This window comes from Polaromonas jejuensis NBRC 106434, from assembly GCF_001598235.1.
GTDB classification, from domain to species: domain Bacteria; phylum Pseudomonadota; class Gammaproteobacteria; order Burkholderiales; family Burkholderiaceae_C; genus Polaromonas; species Polaromonas jejuensis.
Window position 1 is genome coordinate 115,799 of the sequence record NZ_BCYO01000005.1, and the last position, 21,692, is coordinate 137,490.

Consider the following 21,692-nt stretch of genomic DNA (forward strand, 5'->3'; position numbering starts at 1 on the left):
CTGAAGACGTACCAGACGAATACTAAGTGTGCAACGCGCTTTCAGGCCTAGTGTAAAACCCGAGATTGAAGATTAAATTATTTAGAGTTAAAGCAATCTCTGTGCCTGCCAGCGGCCACTTTTGCGCGGATTTCCGCCTGACTTTCATGCCATGAAGAGGGCGACCGAGCCTTTCAGGCTACTGCGGCTGGCGCAGCTTGAAGCGCTGTATCTTGCCGGTGGCCGTCTTGGGCAGCTCGCTGACGAACTCCAGCCAGCGCGGGTATTTGTAGGGTGCCAGCTGCAGCTTCACGTGCGCCTTGAGCTCGTCCATGGTCGCGCTCTGGCCGGCCTTGAGGACCACATAGGCCTTGGGCTTGATCAGTCCGTCGGCGTCGGCCAGGCCAATCACGGCCACTTCCAGCACGGCGGGATGCGTCATCAGGCAGGCCTCGACCTCGAAGGGCGAGACATAGATGCCGCCCACCTTGAGCATGTCGTCGCTGCGCCCGCCGTAGGTGTAGAAGCCGTCGGCATCACGCGTGTACTTGTCGCCGCTCTTGGTCCACTCGCCGGCAAAGGTGGCCTTGGTTTTGGCGCGGTTGTTCCAGTACATGAGCGCGGCGCTCGGGCCCTTGATCTGCAGCTCGCCGATCTCGCCGGCGCCGCATTCCTGGCCCTCGTCGCCGACGATGCGCAACTCGTAGCCCGGCACCGCCTGGCCGGTGGTGCCGTAGCGGACCTGTCCGGGCCGGTTGGAGAGGAAGATGTGCAGCATTTCGGTCGAGCCTATGCCGTCCAGAATTTCGCAGCCGTAGTGCGCCGTCCATTTTTTGCCGATCTCGGCCGGCAGCGCCTCGCCCGCGCTGGTGCATATGCGCAGCCTCAGTTCCGACCTCGCCGGGCGGGCCGGGTCGGCGAGCAGCGCGGCATACAGCGTGGGCACGCCATAAAAAATGGTCGGCTGGTATTTTTTGAGCAGGCCAAACACCTCGGCCGGTGTCGGGCGACCGGGCAGCAGCACGGCCGTGGCGCCCACACTCATGGGAAAGGTCAGTGCATTGCCCAGGCCATAGGCAAAAAACAGCTTGGCCGCGGAAAACACCACGTCGGACTCCTGAATGCCCAGCACCGCGCGGCCATAGAGTTCGGCCGTCTGGATCAGGTGGCTGTGCAGGTGCACCGTGCCCTTGGGCGTGCCGGTCGAGCCGCTGGAGTAGAGCCAGAAGCAGGCATCGTCCGCGCTGGTGGCTGCTATGGTTTTGGTAGCTGATGCTGCCCGTAATAGCTGGGCCAGCGTCGCAAACGATGAGGATTCTTCGGTGCCGGACACTATCACGGTCTTGAGCGAGTCAACCATGCCCAGCAGCGGCTCGAAGGCCGGCAGCAGGGCCTGCGAGACGAGCAGGCCCTGGGCGCGCGAGTCGCGCAGCATGAACTCGAAGTCCTGGCTGGTCAGCAGGGTGTTGGCCGCCACCGGCACCACGCCCGCCAGGATGCAGCCTAAAAAAGCGACCGGCCACTGCGGCGTGTCCAGCATGGCCAGCATGACGCGGCTTTCGGGCGCGAAGCCCTGGGCCCGCAATGCATTGGCAAAGCGGTGGGACTGTTCGGCGAGTTCGCCGTAGCTCAGCTGCTCGCCGCTGAGGGCATCGATAAAGGCGATCTTGCCGGGGCGCTGCGCATTGCGTGCCAGCAGGTCATGGGCGGCGTTGTAGTCGCGGGGGATGTCCACCACGGGCGGGCTCACCGAATGGTCGGCTCGGCTCAGTTGCATGCTTGTCTCCAGAGTTCTTCCGGTTGCTATTATTTATGTAGCTGCTTGTGCCGATGAATAAAGCGCTACGGCATGATTTATTGTTATATTTCAGGCGGTGGCGGTACTGCCATTGAGCGCATGCAGTGCCTCCGTCAGCCACTGGCGGCACCATTCGGTGCCTTCCGTTTCAGGCATGGTGCCGCTGCTTGCATCGTGGCACCAGACCTCGCCTATGCGCTGCGCGCCCAGGTCCTGCAGCCGCTCGTCAAATTTCTTGCCGCCAAAGCAGAAGGTCTGCAGATAGGTGCGGTCGCCCAGGGCGATCACCCCGTAGCGCACATGACCCAAAAACTGCGGCTGCGCGCCCAGGGATTCGTACAGCGCGCGGGCATTGTCGGGAACGTCGCCGGAGCCATAAGTCGAGGTACAGATGAGGTAAAGTGCATCTTCTGCTGCCGCGGCATCAAAGACGCTGATGTCCAGGCCGTCCATCAGCGTGACTTCAATATCACTCACCAGGTCGGCGCAATCCATCTGGATCGCCTGTGCGACGTAGTCGGCGGTGCTGGTCATGGTGCCTACCAGGATTTTGAGCTTCATCAAAAGGCCTCCAAAGAAATATGCAATAAACTGCTTGACGTGGAATTGATGTGAAGTATACTGCAATTAAGTCAAAACGCAACCAGCATGTTGAGAAGGCTCTGGAAGCCGTACTTTTAAAGCAGGTGTCCCTTGGAAATCACGTCTGAACAGGAATCGAAAGCCACGCTGAGCGAGCTGGGTGCCCGGGTTCGTGCCTGGCGCGCCCGCCGCGGCATGACGCGCAAGCAGCTGGCCTCCGACTCGGGTCTGAGCGAGCGTTTCCTGGCCGATGTGGAAACGGGCAAGGGCAATGTATCCATCAACTCGCTGGAGTCGGCGGCCCGCGCGCTGAACATCTCCATTCTTGAGCTGCTGCAGGATGCGCCGCGTCCGGCGTTGGCACGCGTGCAGGGCCTGCTGTCTCGACTCGATGATGCGCAACTGGACCAGGCTTACGCCATGCTGGGTAGCAGCTTCGGCATGAACGAGTCCCTGGGCCGCGAGCAGCGCATTGCGCTGATCGGCCTGCGCGGCGCGGGAAAATCCACCCTGGGCAGCCAGCTGGCGGCCGAGCGCGGCGTGCCTTTCATTGAGCTCGACCGCGAGATTGAACGCGAAGCCGGCACCAGCATGAACGAGATTTTGCTGCTGCACGGGCAGGCCGGTTACAGGCGCTACGAACGGCGCGCGCTGTTCCGCATTGCCGAAGACCACCCGGGCGGCGTGGTGATGACCACGGGTGGCAGCATTGTCAGCGAGCGTGAAACCTTTGACCTGCTGCAAAGCCGTTTTTACTGCGTCTGGCTCAAGGCCAGCCCCGAAGAGCACATGGCCCGCGTGGTGGCCCAGGGCGACATGCGGCCCTTCGACGCAACGCATGGCGCCACCAGCGAGGCGCTGGACGACCTGCGCCGCATCCTGGCCAGCCGCGAAGCCCTGTATGCCCGCGCCGACGCGGTGGTCGACACCGCGGCACGCACCCTCAAACAAAGCCTGAAGGACCTCGACCGCGCGGTTCCCCAGGCCAAATCCCTATCCGAAAAATCGCCCGCCAAGGAGACACCGTGAATGCCATGACAGAGCCGCTTTTGTTCAAACAGGTCATCGCAGGCCAGGAGCGCGAGCTGGTGAGCTTTGCCACCCACCCCAGCAAATACCAGCACTGGGCGCTGAGTGTGGAAGGTGACGTCGCGCGCCTCAAACTCGACATCAATGAGGACGGCGGCATCAAGCCCGGCTATAAGCTCAAACTCAACAGCTACGACCTCGGTGTGGACATCGAGTTGCACGACGCCGTCAACCGCATCCGTTTTGAGCACCCAGCCGTGAAGGTGGTGGTGTTTGAAAGCGGCAAAGAAAAAATCTGGTGCTCGGGCGCCAACATCTACATGCTGGGCCTCTCAACCCACGGCTGGAAGGTGAACTTCTGCAAATTCACCAACGAGACCCGCAACGGCCTGGAAGACTCTTCGCGCCACGATGGCCTCAAGGCGATTGCCGCTGTCACCGGTGCCTGCGCCGGCGGCGGCTACGAGCTGGCACTGGCCTGCGACCGCATCGTGATGGTGGACGACCGCAGCTCGACCGTGAGCCTGCCCGAAGTGCCGCTGCTGGGCGTGCTGCCCGGCACCGGCGGCCTGACCCGTGTGACCGACAAGCGCAAAGTGCGCCGCGACTTGGCCGACATCTTCTGCACCACCTCGGAAGGCGTGCGCGCCGACCGCGCCAGGGACTGGAAGCTGATTGACGCCTATGCCAAGCCGCAGCAGTTCAATGCCTTGCTTGCTACGGAAATTGAAGCGCTTCGCGCCCAGTCCACAAGGGCTGCAGCCTCAAAAGGCATTGAATTGACGCCCTTGAAGGCCTTGATCGACGACACCGGCTACCACTACAGCGTGGTCGATGTGCAGGTGGACCGCGAAAAGCGCATGGCCACTATCACCGTCAAGGCGCCGGCTGCGGTGATCGAGTCGACGCCCGAAACGATTGAAGCGGCTGGCGCCAGCTGGTACCCGCTCAAGCTGCAGCGCGAACTCGACGACGCCGTCCTCAACCTGCGCACCAACGAACTCGAAGTCGGCACCTGGGTCATCAAGACGCAGGGCGATGCCGGCCAGGTCATCCGCATGGATGAGGTGCTGGCCAAACTCAATGACCACTGGCTGGTGAAGGAAACCACGGGCGCCTTGCGCCGCACCCTGGCGCGTCTGGACGTGACCAGCCGCTCGCTGATTGCGCTGCTTGACGCCGGCTCCTGCTTTGCCGGCACCTTCTACGAACTGGCGCTGGCCTGCGACCGCATCTACATGCTGGACCTGCCCGATGCGCCCGACAGCGCCCCCGCGCTGCAACTGAGCGCCGCCAACTTCGGCTGGTTCCCGGCCGTCAACGGCCTGACCCGTTTGCAGACGCGCTTCTGCGAAGACGAAGCGACGATCACCCAGTTGAAGAACCTGGGCGACAGCAAGCTGCGCGCCGACCAGGCGCTGGCCTTGGGCCTGGTCACCCTGACGCCCGACGACATCGACTGGGAAGACGAGATCCGCATCATGCTGGAAGAGCGCGCCAGCCTCTCGCCTGATGCCATGACCGGCATGGAGGCCTCGCTGCGCTTTCCCGGCAAGGAAACCATGGAGACCCGCGTGTTCGGCCGCCTCTCGGCCTGGCAGAACTGGATATTCATTCGACCGAATGCGGTGGGCGAAGACGGTGCGCTGAAATTATTCGGCACCGGCAAAAAGGCCAAATTCGACTGGAAACGCATCTGATTTTCTTCCTCCCTCTCCCTCTGGGAGAGGGCAGGGGTGAGGGCTCCCCGCGTCCGCTTTTGAGGCCGCCGGCCCTCACCCTAACCCTCTCCCAGGGGGAGAGGGGGCAAGACGCCTAGTTATCTGGATTTTCAAGGACCTGATCATGAGCACCATAGACCTGCAAGCCCTCATCCCCAACAACGTCAACCTCGGCGACAACCGCCAGCTCCAGCGCGCGCTGGAGCACTGGCAGCCGGCCTTTTTGAACTGGTGGGACGAGATGGGCCCGAGCGACTTCAAAGCCAAGGAGGTGTACCTGCGCACCGCCGTCGGCGTGGATGCGTCCGGCTGGGCCAGCTACGGCTACACGCCCATGCCCGACTACCGCTGGGGCATCTTCCTGGCCGACAAGGAAGAGGGCCGCAAGATCGGTTTTGGCGACCACATGGGGCAAGACGTCTGGCAGGACGTGCCCGGCGAATACCGCTCCACCTTCCGCCGCCTGATCGTCACGCAGGGCGACACAGAGCCCGCATCGGTGGAGCAGCAGCGCCTGCTGGGCCACACCGCGCCGTCTCTCTATGACCTGCGCAACCTGTTCCAGGTCAACGTCGAGGAAGGCCGCCACCTCTGGGCCATGGTGTATCTGCTGCACGCGCATTTTGGCCGCGACGGCCGCGAAGAGGCCGAGGAGCTGCTGATGCGCCACAGCGGCGACGCCGACAAGCCGCGCATCCTGGGCACCTTCAACGAGCCCATGGACAACTGGCTGAGCTTCTTCATGTTCACCTACTTCACCGACCGCGACGGCAAGTTCCAGCTGAAAAGCTTTGCTGAAAGTGCCTTCGACCCGCTGGCGCGCACCACGCGCTTCATGCTCACCGAGGAAGCCCACCACATGTTCGTCGGCGAGACCGGTGTCGGCCGCGTCATCAAGCGCACGCTGGAAGTGATGAAGGAGCTGGATACCGACGATGTGGCTTCGCTGCGCAATGCCGGTGTGATTGACCTGCCGACCATCCAGAAATTCATGAACTTCTGGTTCACCTCCTCGCTGGACCTGTTTGGCTCCGAGGCCTCCAGCAACGCGGCCAACTACTTCAGCAACGGCATCAAGGGCCGGCCCGATGAAGCCAAGTTTGCCGACCATGTCGAGCTGGAAACCGAAATGAGCATCCAGGTGCCGGACGGCCAGGGCGGCGTGAAGAACGAAACCATTTCCACGCGCAATGGCATGAACGAGATCACGCGCCTGGAGTACGTGAAAGACTGCAACGTGGGCGTGACGCGCTGGAACATGGGTATCAAGCGGGCCGGGGTGGACTTTGAATTGGCCTTGCCGTCAACGCGCTTTCGCCGTGAAGTCGGTGCCTGGGCGGGTGCCTGCACCGACCCGCAAGGCCAGCCCATCAGCGCCGCCGAATTCGAGGCAAAAAAAGACCAGTGGCTGCCCACGCCGGCGGATACGGCTTTCGTCAAAAGCCTGATGAACCGCGTCACCGAGCCCGGCAAGATGGCGGCCTGGATTGCGCCGCCGGACCGCGGCATCAACGCCAACCCGCTGGAATACGAGTACGTGAAGCTCTGAGCGGCTTGGCGCGGTTCAGGCAATAAGCGCACCCCGTTCGCTGAGCAGCTCGCGCAGCAGCGAACGGTGGCAGTGCGCTTCGTCCGCGCAGTAGCAGCCTATCGCAAAGTTGCTGCTGTGTGACAGCGCCGCCAGCAAGTCCAGGCTGTGGCTGGCCTCGGGCGCCCGCATCTCGGCACGGAATTTCCGCTGGAAATCGGCCCAGGCCTTTGCGTCGTGGTTTTTCTGGGCGGCCAGGGCCTGCTTCATGGTGTCCGGTTGCGGCGAAAGGTTGGGGTACCACACGTCGTACCAGTTCTGCGCAGCGAACTCGGCCTTGGGCACGCCGCGCGGCGGACGGCGCACCGTGCCGATGCGCAATCCTTCGCCGGCAGTTCGCGCCGTGCCCAGCCTCACGATCTTTATGGCCATGGGATCTCCTGTTGGGTCTGCCTGTCAGCACGTCATTGTGAGGCAGTTGGGCGGAATGCCGGCAGCCGGCAAACCGAGGTTTCCGGACTGCTCCGGCGCGCGGGGTGGGGCCCCTGAAAACCGGTCTTTGGCAGACTTGCAAAAAAATGAACCCGTACTCAAAGTTTGGCTTTTGTTCTCGCTATAATATGTGTCTAGTCGGAGTGTGGCGCAGTCTGGTAGCGCACCTGGTTTGGGACCAGGGGGTCCAAGGTTCGAATCCTTGTACTCCGACCATTAATCCATTTAAAAAGCTCACTTTGTGGGCTTTTTTTATATCTGTCCGTAGCTCAGTTGGATAGAGCATCAGCCTTCTAAGCTGAGGGTCGGGGGTTCGATCCCCTCCGGACAGGCCAGTCGACCGAGTCAAGCTGCAGCGGCCCCTTAAAGTCACATTCGGGCTGAGGCCTGATCTGCACCCCAACGATCACGAAGTCGGACAGGCAAAACCCGTTTTAGCCATGTCCCAAGACCCGCGGTGGAATCTCCAATCAATTGTTTTTGAGGCGCTGCCTGATGACCATGCCTGTCTCAGGTAGGGGCGTCACTAGTTACCGAATCGGGTGAATACTACTTCAGCCCAATCGGGCCATGGGTAGCTGTTCAAGATACAACTGTTTGCACTAGAGTAACAACCAGCCCCTATGGATCCTGAAATTGACCCGATCCCGTTATTTCGTCAGTCTTCACCAAGGAGATTCGTCATGAGAAATTTGGCAAGCGCAGGGATTTTCGCCGTCGCGCTCATCACCGGCACCTTGGTACAGGCCCAGACCTACGAGCAGTCGCTTGCAGCCGTTGAGCAAGGGAATGACCGTGCGGCCTTTACGGGGTTCAAAAAACTGGCCGAGCAGGGGCATACCAAATCGCAGTTCCAGCTGGGCATGATGTATCGCAACGGCCTGGGCGTTCCTGAGGACGACCGGCAGGCGGTGGCATGGTACCGAAAAGCCGCCGACAAGGGGGATGCCAATGCCCAGTACAACCTGGGCGAGATATATCGCAACGACAAGGGCGCTCTCAAGGACGAGCAGGCAGCTTATTTCTGGTTGCTATTGGCAAGTGCGCAAGGGCATCAAAATGCGGCAAGAAACCGTGATTTTGTGGCGCGCCGCCTGACGCCGGAGAAGCGCGCCGCGGTCGAGGCTGCCGCGCACAAGTGGCACCCCAGCTAGTGTGGTGCTGCCGATCCGTTTTGGCGGCGCGATCCAGGCACCAATTTTCAAACTTCAATTCAGCCGCGCGGGCTCGATCCTATTGACTTGATAGCTGCTCTCCTGCGTCTGCCAAGGGCTGAAGCCGGTTCTGACTCAGTATTTCAACGTTTCTGGTACTGCGTCTTGCCGAACAAAATCTCGCGTTCCCTGTCGTCGCGGATCGGGCTGCGCAGGTCGGCCAGTACCTTGACGCCGCGCTGCACGGCCGGACGGGCGCTGACCCGGTCAAACCAGTCCTTCAAATGCGGGTACTCGGCCCAGGCTATGCCCTGGTTTTCCCAGTTGCGCAGCCACGGGAAGATGGCCACATCGGCGACGGTGTACTGGTTGCAGGCGATGAATTTGCTGGAAGCCAGCTGCTTGTCCATCACGCCGTAGAGCCGCCGGGTTTCGTTGGTGTAGCGGTTGATGGCGTAGTCAATCTTCTCGGGGGCGTACATGCGGAAATGGTGGTTTTGCCCCAGCATCGGGCCGATGCCGCCCATCTGGAACATCAGCCACTGAAGCGTCTGGAATTTGAGCCGGTCTGTTGGGGGCAGCAATTTGCCGGTTTTGGCTGCCAGATAAAGCAGAATGGCGCCCGATTCAAAGAGGGAAATCGGCTTGCCGTCCGGGCCATCAGGATCAACCAGCGCCGGGATCTTGTTGTTGGGGCTGATCGCCAGAAACTCCGGCTTGAACTGGTCGCCTGCCCCGATATTGACCGGAAAGGCCTGCCAGTCGCGCCCCAGGCGCAGGCCACATTCCTCCAGCATGATGTGGACCTTGTGGCCGTTGGGTGTGGACCATGAGTAAACATTGATCATGAGTGCTTTCTTGCGTACGGTGATACGTGCAGCACTTTAAGGGAAAAGCAAAAGCAATGTTTGGCGGGCCCAGCGCAGAGCCGGATGCAAGCTTATAGCGGCGGATATGCCCCGGACAAGCGGAATAGGGTAATCACCGTCGAGCAAGCGTTGGCGAGTCAGTGCGGCGATGGAGGTTTTCTTCCGCTCCGCATGCAACAACATGCTCAGCATGACCCGCTAGGGGCATGAACTTCCAGCACACGACGGCATGACCGCATCGACAAGCGCCTGATGATGCGGAAAACGCAGCCCGGCACCGCCTGCAGGGCAGGCAGGAAAGCGGGCCTCACACGAAATACAGGGCGCGAGCCAGGTTCATTGGCTGCGCTAAAAAATGACCAATAAAAGGGAAGGGGACGGCAAGGCGGTCACCGATGCTGATAGGCCGGCAGGAGGCGGATGCCGGTATTGCCTCCGGCACCGAGCCGCCCGGATCCGTTATTCGCTTCCAGGAAAGAATGAGTCCGACGTCGTGTGATTAGAAGTTGCGGCGCTTCCGCTCATGCCCATGGAAGAACAGCCGGCAGAAATCAGAACCACGATCACGAGGGCAATCCGTGCGAGCTTGCTCATGAGAGTCTCCTTGCGATTCCAGGGCCGATGAAGTCTAGAGTTCGCGTGGAATCATGACGGCAAACTCTACAGGACAGCTCAGGCAATCGCGATGGGTCACACCTACAAAAAGAAACAGCCAAAGAGGGCTGCTTCTTTGCGACTGCAAGTAATACGGTCTATCCTGTTACTCATTCGGTTGAAACCGCCTGCGGGTTACGCGGCAAGGCAAAATTTTCAGATGTATTTTTTTGACGCACGTGTAACCCATCCGCGCCATGGAACGAATACAAAAGGACCTCCGGATTGTGCAAAGCGAGGAGCGGTTGAAAAACCTGCTGGGGCAGGGGCTGGCCGGCGATGGGGCTGCCTACCACAGCTTCCTGAAAGAATTGAGCGCGCATTTGCGTGGTTTCTTCAGGAAAAAACTCTTTCGATGGTCCGATGATGTAGAGGATCTCGTGCAGGAGACCCTGCTCGCGGTGCACAACCAGCGGCATACCTACCGGCCGGATCAGCCCTTGACGGCATGGGTGCATGCCATCGCTCGCTACAAGCTGGTGGATCTGCTTCGTTCAAAATCGAGCCGCGAGGCGATGAACGATCCGCTGGACGACGAACTGGAGATTTTTGCCAGCTCGGATACCGATGTGGCGGATGCGCGGCGTGACCTTGGCAAGCTCCTGGCAGGTTTGCCGGACAGGCAGCGACTGCCCATCGTGCATGTCAAGCTGGAGGGTTTATCGGTCATGGAAGTCGCACAAATGACGGGAATGTCGGAATCGGCGGTCAAGGTAGGCGTCCATCGGGGACTGAAAGCGCTGGCCGCAAAAATGCGGGAGGATTTGTGAAAACAGACGAGCTTGTTTCCTTGCTCGCGGCGAACGTGACGTCGGAGAACCCGAATGCCGGCGCCAGGCGCCTGGGTATGGCGTTGGGTTGGGGCGGCCTGGCGGCAGCCCTGCTGATGAGCGTCACATTCGGCGTGCGTTCCGACCTCGGGGCGCTGGCGTTGTTGCCGATGTTCTGGATGAAGCTGGCATTTACGGCCAACCTGGCCATCGTGGGCGGTTTTGCGGTCGAACGGCTGTCGCGCCCGGGCATGCGACTTGGCGGCGTCTGGGTCGGTCTGGTGGTGCCGGTACTGCTGATGTGGCTGGTGGGCTTATGGGCCTTCGCCAGTGCCGAGCCGGACCAGCGTCAGGCGCTGGTCTTTGGCCGTAGCTGGGCTTCCTGCCTGCTGAAAATTACCCTGGTTTCTCTGCCTGTCCTGATGGGCGTTTTTTGGGCGATGAAAGGACTGGCACCGACGCGTCTGGCACTCGCCGGCGCCGCCGCCGGGCTGCTTGCCGGAGCGGTGGGCGGGTTTGTGTATGCGTTTCATTGCCATGAAATGGCGGCCCCCTTCGTGGGAACCTGGTACTTGGGTAGCATGGCTCTCCTTGCGCTGGCTGGCAGCCTGCTGGGGCCGCGTCTTCTGCATTGGTAGCCAGAGTTTCGAAGCTGGCCCGGCCTGTTCGGGCCCTTGACTGACGCAACTCGGCCGCGCGGCCGATGGCGCGAACGCCGGCTTTGAGCAGGCCATGCGCAAGCATGGGTCATGGCGGTTTCTTTACCCCTATGATGTTTGCTGAACTTCAAGAAGAAAAGCGAGAACCATGTTTGAGCGGCTCAGAAAAGTCTTGCGTCAGGACCGCGCCCAGGCCGGCGACTCTGCGTTGACGGATGCAATGTCTGTTTGGGCGCGCCAACAGGGCTTTTCCTACGCCCGCCCGGCCACGGGCGAAGGCTTTTCACTGACGGGCAGCCTGGGCAACAGGCGCTGGAAAATGGAGTGTGGCTACTCTTCGCGTGACTACATTGATGGCGAAGAACTCCGGGCTCGTGCCGAACTCAATGTCACAGATGATGCGTCGGTGGTGATCATGAACCGGCCGCTGAAGGAGTCGCTGGAAAAGCGCGCCTACGCGATATACACGGACACACTTCAAACCACGGTAGACCCGAATCTGACCGAGGAAATGCGCTGGCTGGCCATGTACCCGGAAGTGGATTTAGGCCACCTGCCCGCAAGCTTCTCGGCGCGCTATGCCGTGATGGCCGACAAGCGCAGCCAGGCCCTGGCCTGGATAGATACCCCTCTGGCCGAACGGCTGATGTCGTGGCCGGAACCGGCACCGGGGGCGCAGCTGCCTTTCATCCTGATGCTGCTGCGCGGCAAGGTCTACCTGCGCATGCAGTACACGCCTGCCGACATGCCCACGCTGGGGCATGCCGCCCTGATCTTCATCAGCGCCTGCGAGTCGGCGATTGCCGGCCTGTCCATCGATATCACGCTCTGATCAAGAGTAAAAACCCCCTCTAGCCCATAATTAACGGGCGCCGGGTGCTATTGACTTGATAGCGAAAACCGTGGGGGGGGGAAAGCGTTTGGCGATTAGCCCGGGGCGCTAAAGAGGCTCAAGAGGCTCAGGCGCCGCGCGTCACCGGCATTTCGACTTCACCCGGCATCAACAGGTGCCTGGCCAGTTCCAGCTTGGCCAGCGAGGCGCGGTGCACCTCGTCGGGGCCGTCGGCCAGGCGCAGGGTGCGCTGGTGCGCATAGGCGTAGGCCAGCGGGAAGTCGTCCGAGACGCCGCCGCCGCCGTGGGCCTGAATGGCCCAGTCGATGATCTGGCAGGCGATGTTGGGCGCGACCACCTTGATCATGGCAATTTCGGCCTTGGCAACCTTGTTGCCCACGGTGTCCATCATGAAGGCGGCCTTGAGTGTCAGCAGACGCGCCTGCTCGATCATGCAGCGGGCCTCGGCAATGCGCTCTTCCCACACCGACTGGCGGGCGATTGGTTTGCCAAAGGCGACGCGGCTGTTCAGGCGCTTGCACATCAGTTCGAGCGCGCGCTCGGCGCTGCCGATAGAGCGCATGCAGTGGTGAATGCGCCCGGGGCCAAGCCGGCCCTGGGCGATTTCAAAGCCGCGGCCCTCGCCCAGCAGCAGGTTGCTGGCGGGCACGCGCACATTGCTCAGCCGCACTTCCATGTGGCCGTGCGGCGCATCGTCGTAGCCAAACACCGAGAGCGGGCGGATCACCGTGATGCCCGGCGTGTTGGCCGGCACCAGGATCATGGATTGCTGTTCATGGCGGCCGGCATCGGGGTTGGTTTTGCCCATCACGATGTAGATGGCGCAGCGCGGATCGCCGGCGCCGGACGACCACCATTTGAGCCCGTTGAGCACGTAGTCGTTACCGTCGCGTTCGATGCGGCACTGCACGTTGGTGGCGTCGGAGGAGGCGACTTCGGGCTCGGTCATCAGGAAGGCCGAACGGATCTCGCCTTTGAGCAGCGGCTCCAGCCACTGGTCCTTGTTGGCCTCGGAGCCGTAGCGGGCGATGGTCTCCATGTTGCCGGTGTCGGGGGCCGAGCAGTTGAAGACCTCGGCGGCAAACGGCACGCGGCCCATGATTTCGCACAGCGGCGCGTATTCGAGGTTGGACAGGCCTTCGGGCGCGCGCGGGGAGTGCGGCAAAAACAGGTTCCACAAGCCGGCGGCGCGCGCCTTGGGTTTGAGCTCTTCAATGAGGGTGGTGGGAATCCAGGCATTGCCCCTGGCGCGGTTTTCGGCAATTTCGCGAAAGAAGCGGGCTTCGTTCGGGTAGATGTGTGCATCCATGAACTTCAGCAGGCGGGCCTGCAGTTCCTGTACTTTGGGCGTGTAGTTGAAGTCCATGAAATCTCCTGGAGGGGTGATAGGGGGTGATTGGCCGTGTTGACGGAAGGAGGGTGGGTAGGTTTTAAGCCTGGCTTTTCTGTGCAAAGCCCCAGGCCATCCTGGCCAGCAGCGGCGCGCCGGCCGCCGAGCTGACCGCCTGGGCGCTGGAAGCGGTGCCGGCCTCCACGCGTTTGGCAATGCCTTGCAAAATGGCAGCGAGGCGAAACAGGTTGTAGGCCAGGTAAAAGTTCCAGTCGGCTTTCAGGGCCTCGGGCGTGGCCAGGCCGGTGCGCTCGCAGTAGCGGCGTATGTATTCTTCCTCGGTGGGAATGCCCAGGCTGGCTACATCCAGCCCGCCAATGCCGCGGAACGCGCCGGGCGGAATGTGCCAGGCCATGCAGTGGTAGCTGAAGTCGGCCAGCGGATGGCCCAGGGTAGAGAGCTCCCAGTCCAGCACGGCCAGCACGCGCGGCTCGCTGGGGTGAAACAGCAGGTTGTCGAGCCGGAAGTCGCCGTGCACGATGGACACCAGGCTCTCATCACGGGCGCTGGCCGGGATGTGGGCGGGCAGCCACTGCATCAGGCTGTCCATCTCGGGGATGGGCTGGGTGACCGAGGCCACATACTGCTTGCTCCAGCGGCCGATCTGGCGCTCAAAGTAGTTGCCGGGCTTGCCGTAGTCGGCCAGGCCGCGCTCTGCGAACTTCACCTTGTGCAGGGCGGCGATCACGCGGTTCATCTCGTCGTAGATCTCGCCGCGCTGAAGGTTCGTCAGGCCGGGCAGGGCCTGGTCCCAGAGCACGCGGCCCTCGACAAACTCCATCACATAGAAGGCGCGGCCGATCACGGATTCGTCTTCGCAGAGGCAGTGCATTTGGGGCACCGGCACGTCCGTGCCCTGCAGGCCCTGCATGACCTTGAACTCGCGCTCCACCGCATGGGCGGAAGGCAGCAGCCTGGCGACCGGGCCTGGCTTGGCGCGCATCACATAAGACCGGCCGGGCGTGATCAGCTTGTAGGTCGGGTTGGACTGGCCGCCCTTGAAAAGCTCCACCGTCAGCGGACCCTGGAAGCCGGCCAGCTGTTGGCTCAGGTAGGCGCTGAGGGCCTCGGTGTCAAAGGCGTGGGCGCCGGAGACGGCCCGGGTGCCGATAAAGTGGTCGAAGTTGCTCATGATTTATTTGTCAATCTCAGCTTCGGAAATGCGCAGCAGGATGGCGCGGTCGCGTATCACCAGGCCGCCCGGTTCGATGCGTATGGCTTCCTCGCGCTCCATGGCCTTGAGTTCCTGGTTGACCCGCTGGCGCGAAGCACCGAGCAGCTGGGCCAGCTCCTCCTGCGCCAGCTGCAGGCCTATGCGGACTTCGCTCGCGTCGGCCAGGCTGGGCACGCCATAGCTGCGCGCCAGGTGCAGCAGCTGCTTGGCCAGCCGCGCCCGCAAAGGCAGGGTGTTGAGGTCTTCCACCAGGCCGAAGAGTTGCCGGATGCGGCGCGCATGCAGGCGCAGCATGGCTTCGTACAGCTCGACATGCTGGGTCAGGATTTTGCGCAGATCGGCCCGCGAGACGCACAGCAGCGTGGTGTCCCCGTGGGCGTAGGCGTCGTGGGTGCGCCGCTCGCCATCGAAAATCGCCACATCGCCAAACCAGATGCCGGGCTCGACATAGGTCAGCGTGATCTGCTTGCCCGAAATCGAGGTCGAACTGACCCGCACCGCGCCCTTGGCGCAAGCAATCCATTCTTCGGGCGGTTCGCCGCGAGCGGCAATCAGCTCGCCGTCTTTGTAGCGTTTGACGTAGGCGCATCGAAGTATGTCGTGTCTCAGGGAAGGGGACAGGGATGAAAACCAGCGGCCGCCGTTGATGGCCTCTCTTTCATCTATCGTAAGAATAGGATCGTCCATGAGCTGTCTTCTGAGTGACTAACAAGAATGACATTGTCGCTTGAGGGACGCGGCCTGTGGCAGGCCGCTGTCACATGGGCGTCGCGGCGGAATCACTGGAGCCGCGGCAAAAAACCGGTGGCAGCCAAGCGGTGCCATCAATTCTCCTGAGTTGATAGCGGCTGACGCCCTTACAGCCGGGGCTACAGCTCGTTTTATAGAGGGAAAATGCATTCCGGTCCGCGCGCGGCAGCCGGTGATGCCGGCCTGGCCTAGCGGTACCGCGGCGTGCGTTTTTCCAGAAATGCGGAAATGCCTTCGCCGCCATTGCCGTGGTGCAGGTTGCGCACGAAGTGGTCGCGTTCGCTGGCCAGCTGCTGGCTCAGCGTGCTGACCGGCGCGTCGTTGATGAGTTCCTTGATGCTGGCCAGCGCATTGGGCGCGCGGGCATTGAGCTGGTCGGCCAGCTGAAGAGCCTGCGTGAGCGCGTCTCCTGCGGCGCTGACGCGGTTCACCAGGCCCAGCTCATGCAGCCGTTGGGCGCTGATGCGCTCGCCGCACATGAGCAGCTCGCTGGCCAGGGCACGCGGCAGGGCACGCGCCAGGCTCCAGCTGCCGCCACCGTCGGGCGACAGCGCCACCGTGCTGTAAGACATCGCGAACACGGCATTGCTGGCCGCCACCACAAAGTCACAGGCCAGTGCCAGTGAAAAGCCGGCGCCGGCGGCCGCGCCTTCGACGGCAGCGATCACCGGTTTGGGAAAAGTGCGTATCGAGTCTATCCAGTTGTGCAGGCCGTCGATGCTTTGGGCCTGTACCTCGGGCGCTTCACGCCGGTTGGATTGCAGACGCTGCAGGTTGCCGCCGGCGCAAAACAGCGCCCCCTCGCCGGTGATGACCACGCTGCGGATTTCGGAGTTGTTCTCGGCGGCGTTGAGGGCCTCAACGCCCGCTGCGTATATCTCGGGCCCGAGCGCATTTTTGAACTCGGGGTTGCTCAGCGTGAGGATGAGGGTGCTGCCCTCGCTGGTACTTTTCAGTGCGCCTGCCATGTCAATTTTTCCAATACATCGAAATGAGGGATAGGCAGGGAATGGGTCCCCGTACAAGTGGGGGCCGCGGAACTGGCTTTGCCAGGCCGCAGGCGCCGCCCCCTAGAGGGAGAACGGTGCTACGCGAAGCGAGCATCCGACGGGGGTGTTTCATTCTTCCACATGCGTCAGGCTCAGCCCAATGGCGCCGCGGCGGCGCAGCCAGGGGGAGGGACGGTAGCGCTGGTCGCCATACACGGTCTGCATGTTGAACAGCACTTCCAGCACATTGGTGGGGCCGTAGCGGTCGCCCATGGCGAGCGGGCCCATGGGGTAACCCAGGCCCAGCGTCACGGCGGTTTCCAGGTCTTTCGGGCTGCAGATACCCTGCTGGCAGATGTCGCTGGCGATGTTGACGATGGTGCCAAGCACACGCTGCGTGACGAAACCGCCGCTGTCGCGGATCACGCTCACGGGCTTGCCGTCGCGGGCAAACAGGGCGTGGGCGGCGTCGCGCATGTCGCTGCGGGTCGCCGGGTTGGTGGCCAGCACCCGGCGCTTGGTGGCGGCGTCGTCAATCAGCATGTCGATGCCCACGGTGCGCGCGGGATCGAGCCGCTCCACCACGGCCACCGTGGTGATGTCGAAACCCAGCGGGGCGACCAGTACCAAAGCCTGGGGCGACGCGGACTGGCCCGTTTCAATTTTGGCGCCAAGGTTTTTCAGCAGCTGCAGCAATTCGGAGCGCCGCGAGGCGCGCGGCGAGACCCACACCGGCGGCATTTCGGCGACCTTGGGCGCGGGCGCTTCTGTGGGAAGCTGGAGCACGCCATCCGCATAGCGGTAAAAACCCTCGCCGGTTTTGCGGCCCAGGATGCCGCCGGCCAGGCGCTGCGCGGTGATCACGCTCGGGCGGTAGCGGGCTTCTTCGTAATACTGGTGGTAGATGGACTCCATGACGGGGTGGGACACATCCAGCGCGGTCAGGTCCATCAGCTCGAAGGGGCCGAGCTTGAAGCCGGCCTGGTCGCGCAGGATGCGGTCTATGGTGGCGAAATCGGCAACGCCTTCGCTGACAATGCGCAGCGCTTCGGTGCCGTAGCCGCGCCCCGCGTGGTTGACGATAAAGCCGGGCGTGTCTTGCGCGTGCACGGGCGTGTGGCCCATCTGCACGGCGTACTGGCTCAGGGCGCTGCATACCGCAGGGCTGGTTTTGAGTCCCGCAATGACTTCCACCACCTTCATCAAGGGCACGGGGTTGAAGAAGTGATAGCCGGCAAAACGCTCGGGGTGCTTGAGCGCCGCGGCAATGGCCGTGACCGAGAGGGAGGAGGTGTTGCTGGCCAGGATGGCCTGCGTGGACACAATGTCCTCCAGTTCGGCGAACAGGACCTTCTTGACGTCGAGTCGCTCGACGATGGCTTCAATGACCAGGTCGCAATCGGCCAGATCGGAGAGTGCGCCGGCGATCACGAGACGGGTCTTGAATTTTGCCGCCGTGGCGGCCTCCAGCCGGCCTTTTTCGACCAGCCTGTCCCATTGGGCCGCAATGGCCGCATGGGCCTTGTCCGCTGCGCCCGCCTGGGCGTCCATCAATTTGACGAGGCTTCCGGCTTGCGCGGCGATCTGCGCAATGCCACGGCCCATGGCCCCGGTGCCAACAATTCCAACGGTTTTCTGAATTAGTTCCATCACCGAATTATGGCCGAGCGGCAGGCGCCGTCTGGCAAGTGAGAACCCGGCGCATGGCGGGCCTCAGCGGTGTTCATCCCCACGGTTTTGAGAGGGGAAGACGTCAGCCAGGGCTTTGGGTTTTAGCGCCGCACCTGCAGTGCGCCTGGGTTGACGATGTTGGTCGGCGTGCCCTTGATGAAGTTGAGCACGTTGTCGAATGCCGCATTGAAATACATCTCGTAGCTGTCCAGTTCGACATAGCCAATGTGCGGTGTGCAAATGCAGTTTTCGAGGCGGAGCAGCGCATGGCCCTGCAAAATGGGCTCCGACTCGAAGACATCCACGGCCCCCATGCCCGGGCGCCCGCGGTTCAGCGCGGCAATCAGGGCATCGGGCTCGATCAGCTCGGCGCGGGACGTATTGACCAGCAAGGCCGTGGTCTTCATGCGCGACAAATCGTCCAGCGTCACGATGCCACGGGTGTCCTCATGCAGGCGCAGGTGCAGGCTGAGCACATCACTTTGTTCGAAAAGATCGTTTTTGCTGGCGGCCAATTCAAAACCATCTGCCTGTGCCCGCTCGCGCGAGGCTTCCTGGCCCCAGACAATTACCCGCATGCCAAACGCGCGGCCGTAGCCGGCAACGATTTGCCCGATACGGCCGTAACTCCAGATCCCCAGCGTCTTGCCCTTGAGGACGCTGCCGACTCCAAAATTGGGCGGCATGGACCCGGCCTTGAGTCCGGCCTGTTGCCACGCGCCGTGCTTCAAATTTGAAACATATTGAGGAATACGGCGCATGGCAGCCATCACAAGGGCCCAGGTCAGCTCGGCCGGTGCGGTAGACGACCCCACGCCTTCAGCCACCGCAATCCCGCGCTCCGTGCAGGCGGCAATGTCCACATGGCTGCCGAGGCGGCCGGTTTGCACGATCAGCTTGAGCTTGGGCAACTTCTCGATCACCTGCCGACTCAGCTGGGTGCGCTCGCGAATCAGCACGATCACATCGGCGTCCTTGAGCCGGACGGACAGCTGCCCTATGCCTTTGACGGTGTTGGTATAAACCTTGGCGGGGTAAGCATCCAGTTTGGCAGCGCAGTTCAGTTTTCGCACTGCGTCCTGGTAGTCATCGAGGATCACAATATTCATGGCCGATATTGTGCCTGCAAAGGTTTTTCATTCCCGTGATGGGGCTGGCCAAAAGCTGTCAATTTGTATCGACAGACCTTGCGTTGCCGCCGGCTGCCAAAGCGGCCCGCCTCATCGCTGACCGCCGGGCCGGTAACGCGGCGGCTGGTAGTTTTATGGCGCCGCGGTTTCGCGCAGTGCCATGCGTTCCAGCTCTGCGCATACATCGGCCATGCGGCCCGAGATGACCATGCGGCCCGCACAAGCCGGACCGACGCCTGAATCAAACTCTCGTACTACTTTCAGGCGGCTCGGTGCAAGTCTTTTCTTGCTCGCCTTGCCCGATTTGGCAGTGCAGGCCTGGGTGAGCATGGGGCGACGGTTCGGGGGACTGTCGCTGGAGGCTAAAGGCAGTGCCAGTTGCTGCCCCTGCTGCGGGGCGGCTGCAGGCTCGGCAAACCGGTTGGACGCACTCTGTGCGGGTACGAACCACGCGGCCAGGGCCTGCACCGGTGCCAGCACTGCGGACAGCACGGCGCTGTGTGAAAAACTGACGATTCCCATGAGAACTCCTGTTGGAAAGAGGTTGACACAGGCAGGATTTCGGGCTGGCCGAATGGCCAGCAGGGCCGCTGCATCAGGGTGTTGGCCATTCCTGGCCAAACGCCCGCCACCTGCTGCGCGGCGCAAATGGGCGGGGCTACATCGGCAGGGTGTTGCGAATCAGGCCGACGGCCAGGCCTTCAAGCTCGAAGGGTTCTCCGGGTTGGACCACGATGGGTTTGAAGTCGGCGTTTTCTGGCAGCAGTTCAATGAGGTCCTTGGTGCGGCGAAAGCGCTTCACGGTGACCTCATCGCCAAGCCGGGCCACCACGATCTGCCCATTTTGGGCTTCCTTGGCCTGTTTGACGGCGAGCAGGTCGCCGTCCATGATGCCGACATCGCGCATGCTCATGCCGCGCACCTTGAGCAGGTAATCAGGCTGGCGCTGAAACAGGCTGCTTTCGAAGTAATAGGTTTGCTCGATATGTTCCTGCGCGAGAATCGGGCTGCCGGCAGCAACCCGCCCCACCAGCGGCAGGGCGAGTTGGGCCAGGCTTTGCAAGGGCAGAGAGAACTGTTTGGTACGGGATTCGTTCAGGGAGCGCAGCGTGTCGCTGCGCAGGCGTATGCCGCGCGAGGTGCCGCTGACCAGTTCAATGACGCCTTTGCGGGCCAGCGCCTGCAGGTGTTCTTCGGCGGCATTGGCGGAGCGAAAGCCCAGTTCGGTCGCGATTTCGGCGCGGGTCGGTGGGGCGCCGGTGCGGGCGATGGCCGCCTGGATCAGTTCCAGGATTTGCTGCTGGCGCGCGGTGAGTTTGGGCGTTCCAGAGGGCGGTGGCGCAAAATCGTTGAGGGTGCTCATGGCCGGGACTCCTTGGGGTAACAGATGCTGGCGCTGAGGGCCTGACCTGTTTGATATTGGCTTGGTACCTGTTTTAATATCCAGTAACTGTATTTTCATCCAGTTTTTAAAAGAATGCAAGTTCACGCTTTATGAACCATCCCTACATTGCGATTCTCGGCACCGGCGGCACGATCGCCGGCCAGGCGGCCAGCGCTTGCGACAACATCGGCTACACCGCTGCCCAGCTGGGTGTCGATCAGCTGCTGGCCGCCATTCCTGCCATGGCTGAAGCCGGCCCTTTTGTCACCGAGCAGGTGGCGCAGATCGACAGCAAGGACATGAGCTTTGCGGTTTGGGTGCAGCTGGCGGAGCGCGTCAACCACTTTCTGGCACAGCCCGATGTGCACGGCATTGTCATCACGCACGGAACCGATACGCTGGAAGAGACTGCGTATTTTTTGCAGGCGGTGTGCCAGCCGGCCAAGCCGGTGGTGCTGACCTGCGCCATGCGACCCGCCACGGCGCTGGTCCCGGACGGACCGCAAAACCTGCTCGATGCCATGACCGTCGCCCGCCATGCGGGGGCCAGCGGGGTGGTCGCCGTCTGCGCCGGCACCATCCACAGCGCCTTCGACGTGCAGAAAGTGCACACCTACCAGCTGGACGCCTTCAGTTCTGGCGATGCCGGGCCGCTCGGTTATGTCGAGGAGGGGGCTCTCAGATTGTTGAGAAATTGGCCTTCAGCCCAGGACGAACGGGCGCAGGCAGCTACCAATAACATAGCAAGCTTGAGCGACGGCACGCATTGGCCGCGCGTTGAAATCGTCATGAGCCATGCCGGCGCCGACGGTGCCGTGGTCGAGGCCCTGGTGGCGCAAGGCGTTCAGGGTCTGGTCGTTGCCGCCACGGGCAATGGCTCTTTGCACCATGCCCTGGAAGCCGCGTTGCTGGCGGCGCAGGCGGCAGGTGTCGAAGTGGTTCGCGCGACGCGCTGCCTCAATGGCCGGGTGTTGCCCAAGGCCGGCGATACCCTGCCGGATTCAGGCGGTCTCAGCCCGGTAAAGGCCAGGGTGGCGCTGATGCTTCGCCTGCTGGGCGTGATGCCGCCCGTAGCGCCGTGAGCCGGGCGGACGGCCCGGCGTCAGGCTCTCGTCG

The 21,692-nt window shown here is 62.3% G+C and carries 21 protein-coding genes and 2 tRNA genes; 10 read left to right on the forward strand and 13 right to left on the reverse strand.

Going from position 1 to position 21,692, the window contains the following annotated elements:
- Window positions 1-178: 178 nt before the first annotated feature.
- Together PJE01S_RS08140 and PJE01S_RS08145 are read right to left on the reverse strand one after the other, a co-directional pair.
- The gene (locus PJE01S_RS08140) at window positions 179-1,756 is read right to left on the reverse strand and encodes a benzoate-CoA ligase family protein (protein WP_068832656.1); all 1,578 of its coding nucleotides are present in this window, start codon (window positions 1,754-1,756) and stop codon (window positions 179-181) included.
- 90 nt (window positions 1,757-1,846) lie between these two features.
- A complete protein-coding gene (locus tag PJE01S_RS08145) occupies window positions 1,847-2,338 on the reverse strand; it encodes a flavodoxin domain-containing protein (RefSeq protein WP_068832657.1) in 492 nt (163 codons plus the stop codon).
- 132 nt (window positions 2,339-2,470) lie between these two features.
- Between PJE01S_RS08145 and PJE01S_RS08150 the strand changes: the two genes are divergently transcribed.
- The 3 genes from PJE01S_RS08150 (at window position 2,471) to boxB (ending at window position 6,658) form a co-directional block, all read left to right on the forward strand.
- The gene (locus tag PJE01S_RS08150) at window positions 2,471-3,388 is read left to right on the forward strand and encodes a helix-turn-helix transcriptional regulator (RefSeq protein WP_068832658.1); all 918 of its coding nucleotides are present in this window, start codon (window positions 2,471-2,473) and stop codon (window positions 3,386-3,388) included.
- A gap of 5 nt (window positions 3,389-3,393) precedes the next feature.
- Window positions 3,394-5,088 carry a 2,3-epoxybenzoyl-CoA dihydrolase gene (gene boxC / locus PJE01S_RS08155; protein ID WP_068832932.1) on the forward strand — a complete coding sequence of 565 codons (1,695 nt, stop codon included), beginning with the start codon at window positions 3,394-3,396 and terminating at the stop codon, window positions 5,086-5,088.
- A gap of 145 nt (window positions 5,089-5,233) precedes the next feature.
- Complete coding sequence (boxB, locus tag PJE01S_RS08160) at window positions 5,234-6,658, forward strand: benzoyl-CoA 2,3-epoxidase subunit BoxB (RefSeq protein ID WP_068832659.1); 1,425 nt, start codon at window positions 5,234-5,236, stop codon at window positions 6,656-6,658.
- Between the two features lie 15 nt (window positions 6,659-6,673).
- Here boxB and PJE01S_RS08165 read toward each other — a convergent pair whose 3' ends face one another.
- Window positions 6,674-7,069, reverse strand: coding sequence for a DUF488 domain-containing protein (locus PJE01S_RS08165; RefSeq protein WP_068832660.1), 396 nt, complete (start codon window positions 7,067-7,069; stop codon window positions 6,674-6,676).
- Window positions 7,070-7,268: 199 nt separating this feature from the next.
- Here PJE01S_RS08165 and PJE01S_RS08170 point away from each other — a divergent pair.
- The 3 genes from PJE01S_RS08170 (at window position 7,269) to PJE01S_RS08180 (ending at window position 8,283) form a co-directional block, all read left to right on the forward strand.
- A tRNA-Pro gene (locus PJE01S_RS08170) sits at window positions 7,269-7,345 on the forward strand.
- Between the two features lie 42 nt (window positions 7,346-7,387).
- Window positions 7,388-7,464: transfer RNA gene (locus tag PJE01S_RS08175), tRNA-Arg, on the forward strand.
- A gap of 288 nt (window positions 7,465-7,752) precedes the next feature.
- The gene (locus PJE01S_RS08180; RefSeq protein WP_084389428.1) at window positions 7,753-8,283 is read left to right on the forward strand and encodes a tetratricopeptide repeat protein; all 531 of its coding nucleotides are present in this window, start codon (window positions 7,753-7,755) and stop codon (window positions 8,281-8,283) included.
- A gap of 143 nt (window positions 8,284-8,426) precedes the next feature.
- Here the strand turns inward: PJE01S_RS08180 and PJE01S_RS08185 are convergent, their stop codons facing one another.
- Complete coding sequence (locus PJE01S_RS08185) at window positions 8,427-9,131, reverse strand: glutathione binding-like protein (protein WP_068832662.1); 705 nt, start codon at window positions 9,129-9,131, stop codon at window positions 8,427-8,429.
- A 480-nt stretch (window positions 9,132-9,611) separates the two neighbouring features.
- Window positions 9,612-9,746: a hypothetical protein gene (locus PJE01S_RS26160; protein WP_281178580.1), complete on the reverse strand. Its 135-nt coding sequence runs from the start codon at window positions 9,744-9,746 to the stop codon at window positions 9,612-9,614.
- A gap of 257 nt (window positions 9,747-10,003) precedes the next feature.
- On the opposite strand from PJE01S_RS26160, the gene PJE01S_RS08190 reads away from it, so the two are divergent.
- The 3 genes from PJE01S_RS08190 (at window position 10,004) to PJE01S_RS08200 (ending at window position 12,067) form a co-directional block, all read left to right on the forward strand.
- Entirely contained in the window at window positions 10,004-10,576 is a 573-nt protein-coding gene (locus tag PJE01S_RS08190; protein ID WP_068832663.1) for a sigma-70 family RNA polymerase sigma factor, read from the forward strand.
- Complete coding sequence (locus PJE01S_RS08195) at window positions 10,573-11,214, forward strand: DUF1109 domain-containing protein (RefSeq protein ID WP_068832664.1); 642 nt, start codon at window positions 10,573-10,575, stop codon at window positions 11,212-11,214. Before PJE01S_RS08190 ends, PJE01S_RS08195 begins: the two co-directional genes overlap by 4 nt.
- A 169-nt stretch (window positions 11,215-11,383) precedes the next feature.
- Entirely contained in the window at window positions 11,384-12,067 is a 684-nt protein-coding gene (locus PJE01S_RS08200) for a hypothetical protein (protein ID WP_068832665.1), read from the forward strand.
- Window positions 12,068-12,194: 127 nt separating this feature from the next.
- On the opposite strand, the gene PJE01S_RS08205 is transcribed toward PJE01S_RS08200, so the two are convergent.
- From PJE01S_RS08205 to lexA, 8 genes are all read right to left on the reverse strand, one after another.
- Window positions 12,195-13,454, reverse strand: coding sequence for an acyl-CoA dehydrogenase family protein (locus tag PJE01S_RS08205; RefSeq protein WP_068832666.1), 1,260 nt, complete (start codon window positions 13,452-13,454; stop codon window positions 12,195-12,197).
- A 64-nt stretch (window positions 13,455-13,518) separates the two neighbouring features.
- A complete protein-coding gene (locus PJE01S_RS08210) occupies window positions 13,519-14,610 on the reverse strand; it encodes a phosphotransferase (RefSeq protein WP_068832667.1) in 1,092 nt (363 codons plus the stop codon).
- A 3-nt stretch (window positions 14,611-14,613) separates the two neighbouring features.
- Window positions 14,614-15,339: a Crp/Fnr family transcriptional regulator gene (locus PJE01S_RS08215; RefSeq protein ID WP_068832668.1), complete on the reverse strand. Its 726-nt coding sequence runs from the start codon at window positions 15,337-15,339 to the stop codon at window positions 14,614-14,616.
- A gap of 251 nt (window positions 15,340-15,590) precedes the next feature.
- On the reverse strand, window positions 15,591-16,370 hold the full coding sequence (locus PJE01S_RS08220) for an oxepin-CoA hydrolase, alternative type (protein ID WP_068832669.1): 780 nt from the start codon (window positions 16,368-16,370) through the stop codon (window positions 15,591-15,593).
- 150 nt (window positions 16,371-16,520) lie between these two features.
- Window positions 16,521-18,041 carry a 3-hydroxyacyl-CoA dehydrogenase gene (locus PJE01S_RS08225; RefSeq protein ID WP_068832670.1) on the reverse strand — a complete coding sequence of 507 codons (1,521 nt, stop codon included), beginning with the start codon at window positions 18,039-18,041 and terminating at the stop codon, window positions 16,521-16,523.
- 122 nt (window positions 18,042-18,163) lie between these two features.
- The gene (locus PJE01S_RS08230) at window positions 18,164-19,171 is read right to left on the reverse strand and encodes a D-2-hydroxyacid dehydrogenase family protein (RefSeq protein ID WP_068832671.1); all 1,008 of its coding nucleotides are present in this window, start codon (window positions 19,169-19,171) and stop codon (window positions 18,164-18,166) included.
- 153 nt (window positions 19,172-19,324) lie between these two features.
- Window positions 19,325-19,714 (reverse strand): hypothetical protein, encoded by a 390-nt coding sequence (locus PJE01S_RS08235; RefSeq protein ID WP_068832672.1) that lies wholly within the window; start codon window positions 19,712-19,714, stop codon window positions 19,325-19,327.
- A gap of 136 nt (window positions 19,715-19,850) precedes the next feature.
- The gene (lexA, locus tag PJE01S_RS08240; protein ID WP_068832673.1) at window positions 19,851-20,555 is read right to left on the reverse strand and encodes a transcriptional repressor LexA; all 705 of its coding nucleotides are present in this window, start codon (window positions 20,553-20,555) and stop codon (window positions 19,851-19,853) included.
- Between the two features lie 131 nt (window positions 20,556-20,686).
- Between lexA and PJE01S_RS08245 the strand changes: the two genes are divergently transcribed.
- A complete protein-coding gene (locus PJE01S_RS08245; RefSeq protein WP_068832674.1) occupies window positions 20,687-21,658 on the forward strand; it encodes an asparaginase in 972 nt (323 codons plus the stop codon).
- Window positions 21,659-21,692: the final 34 nt, after the last annotated feature.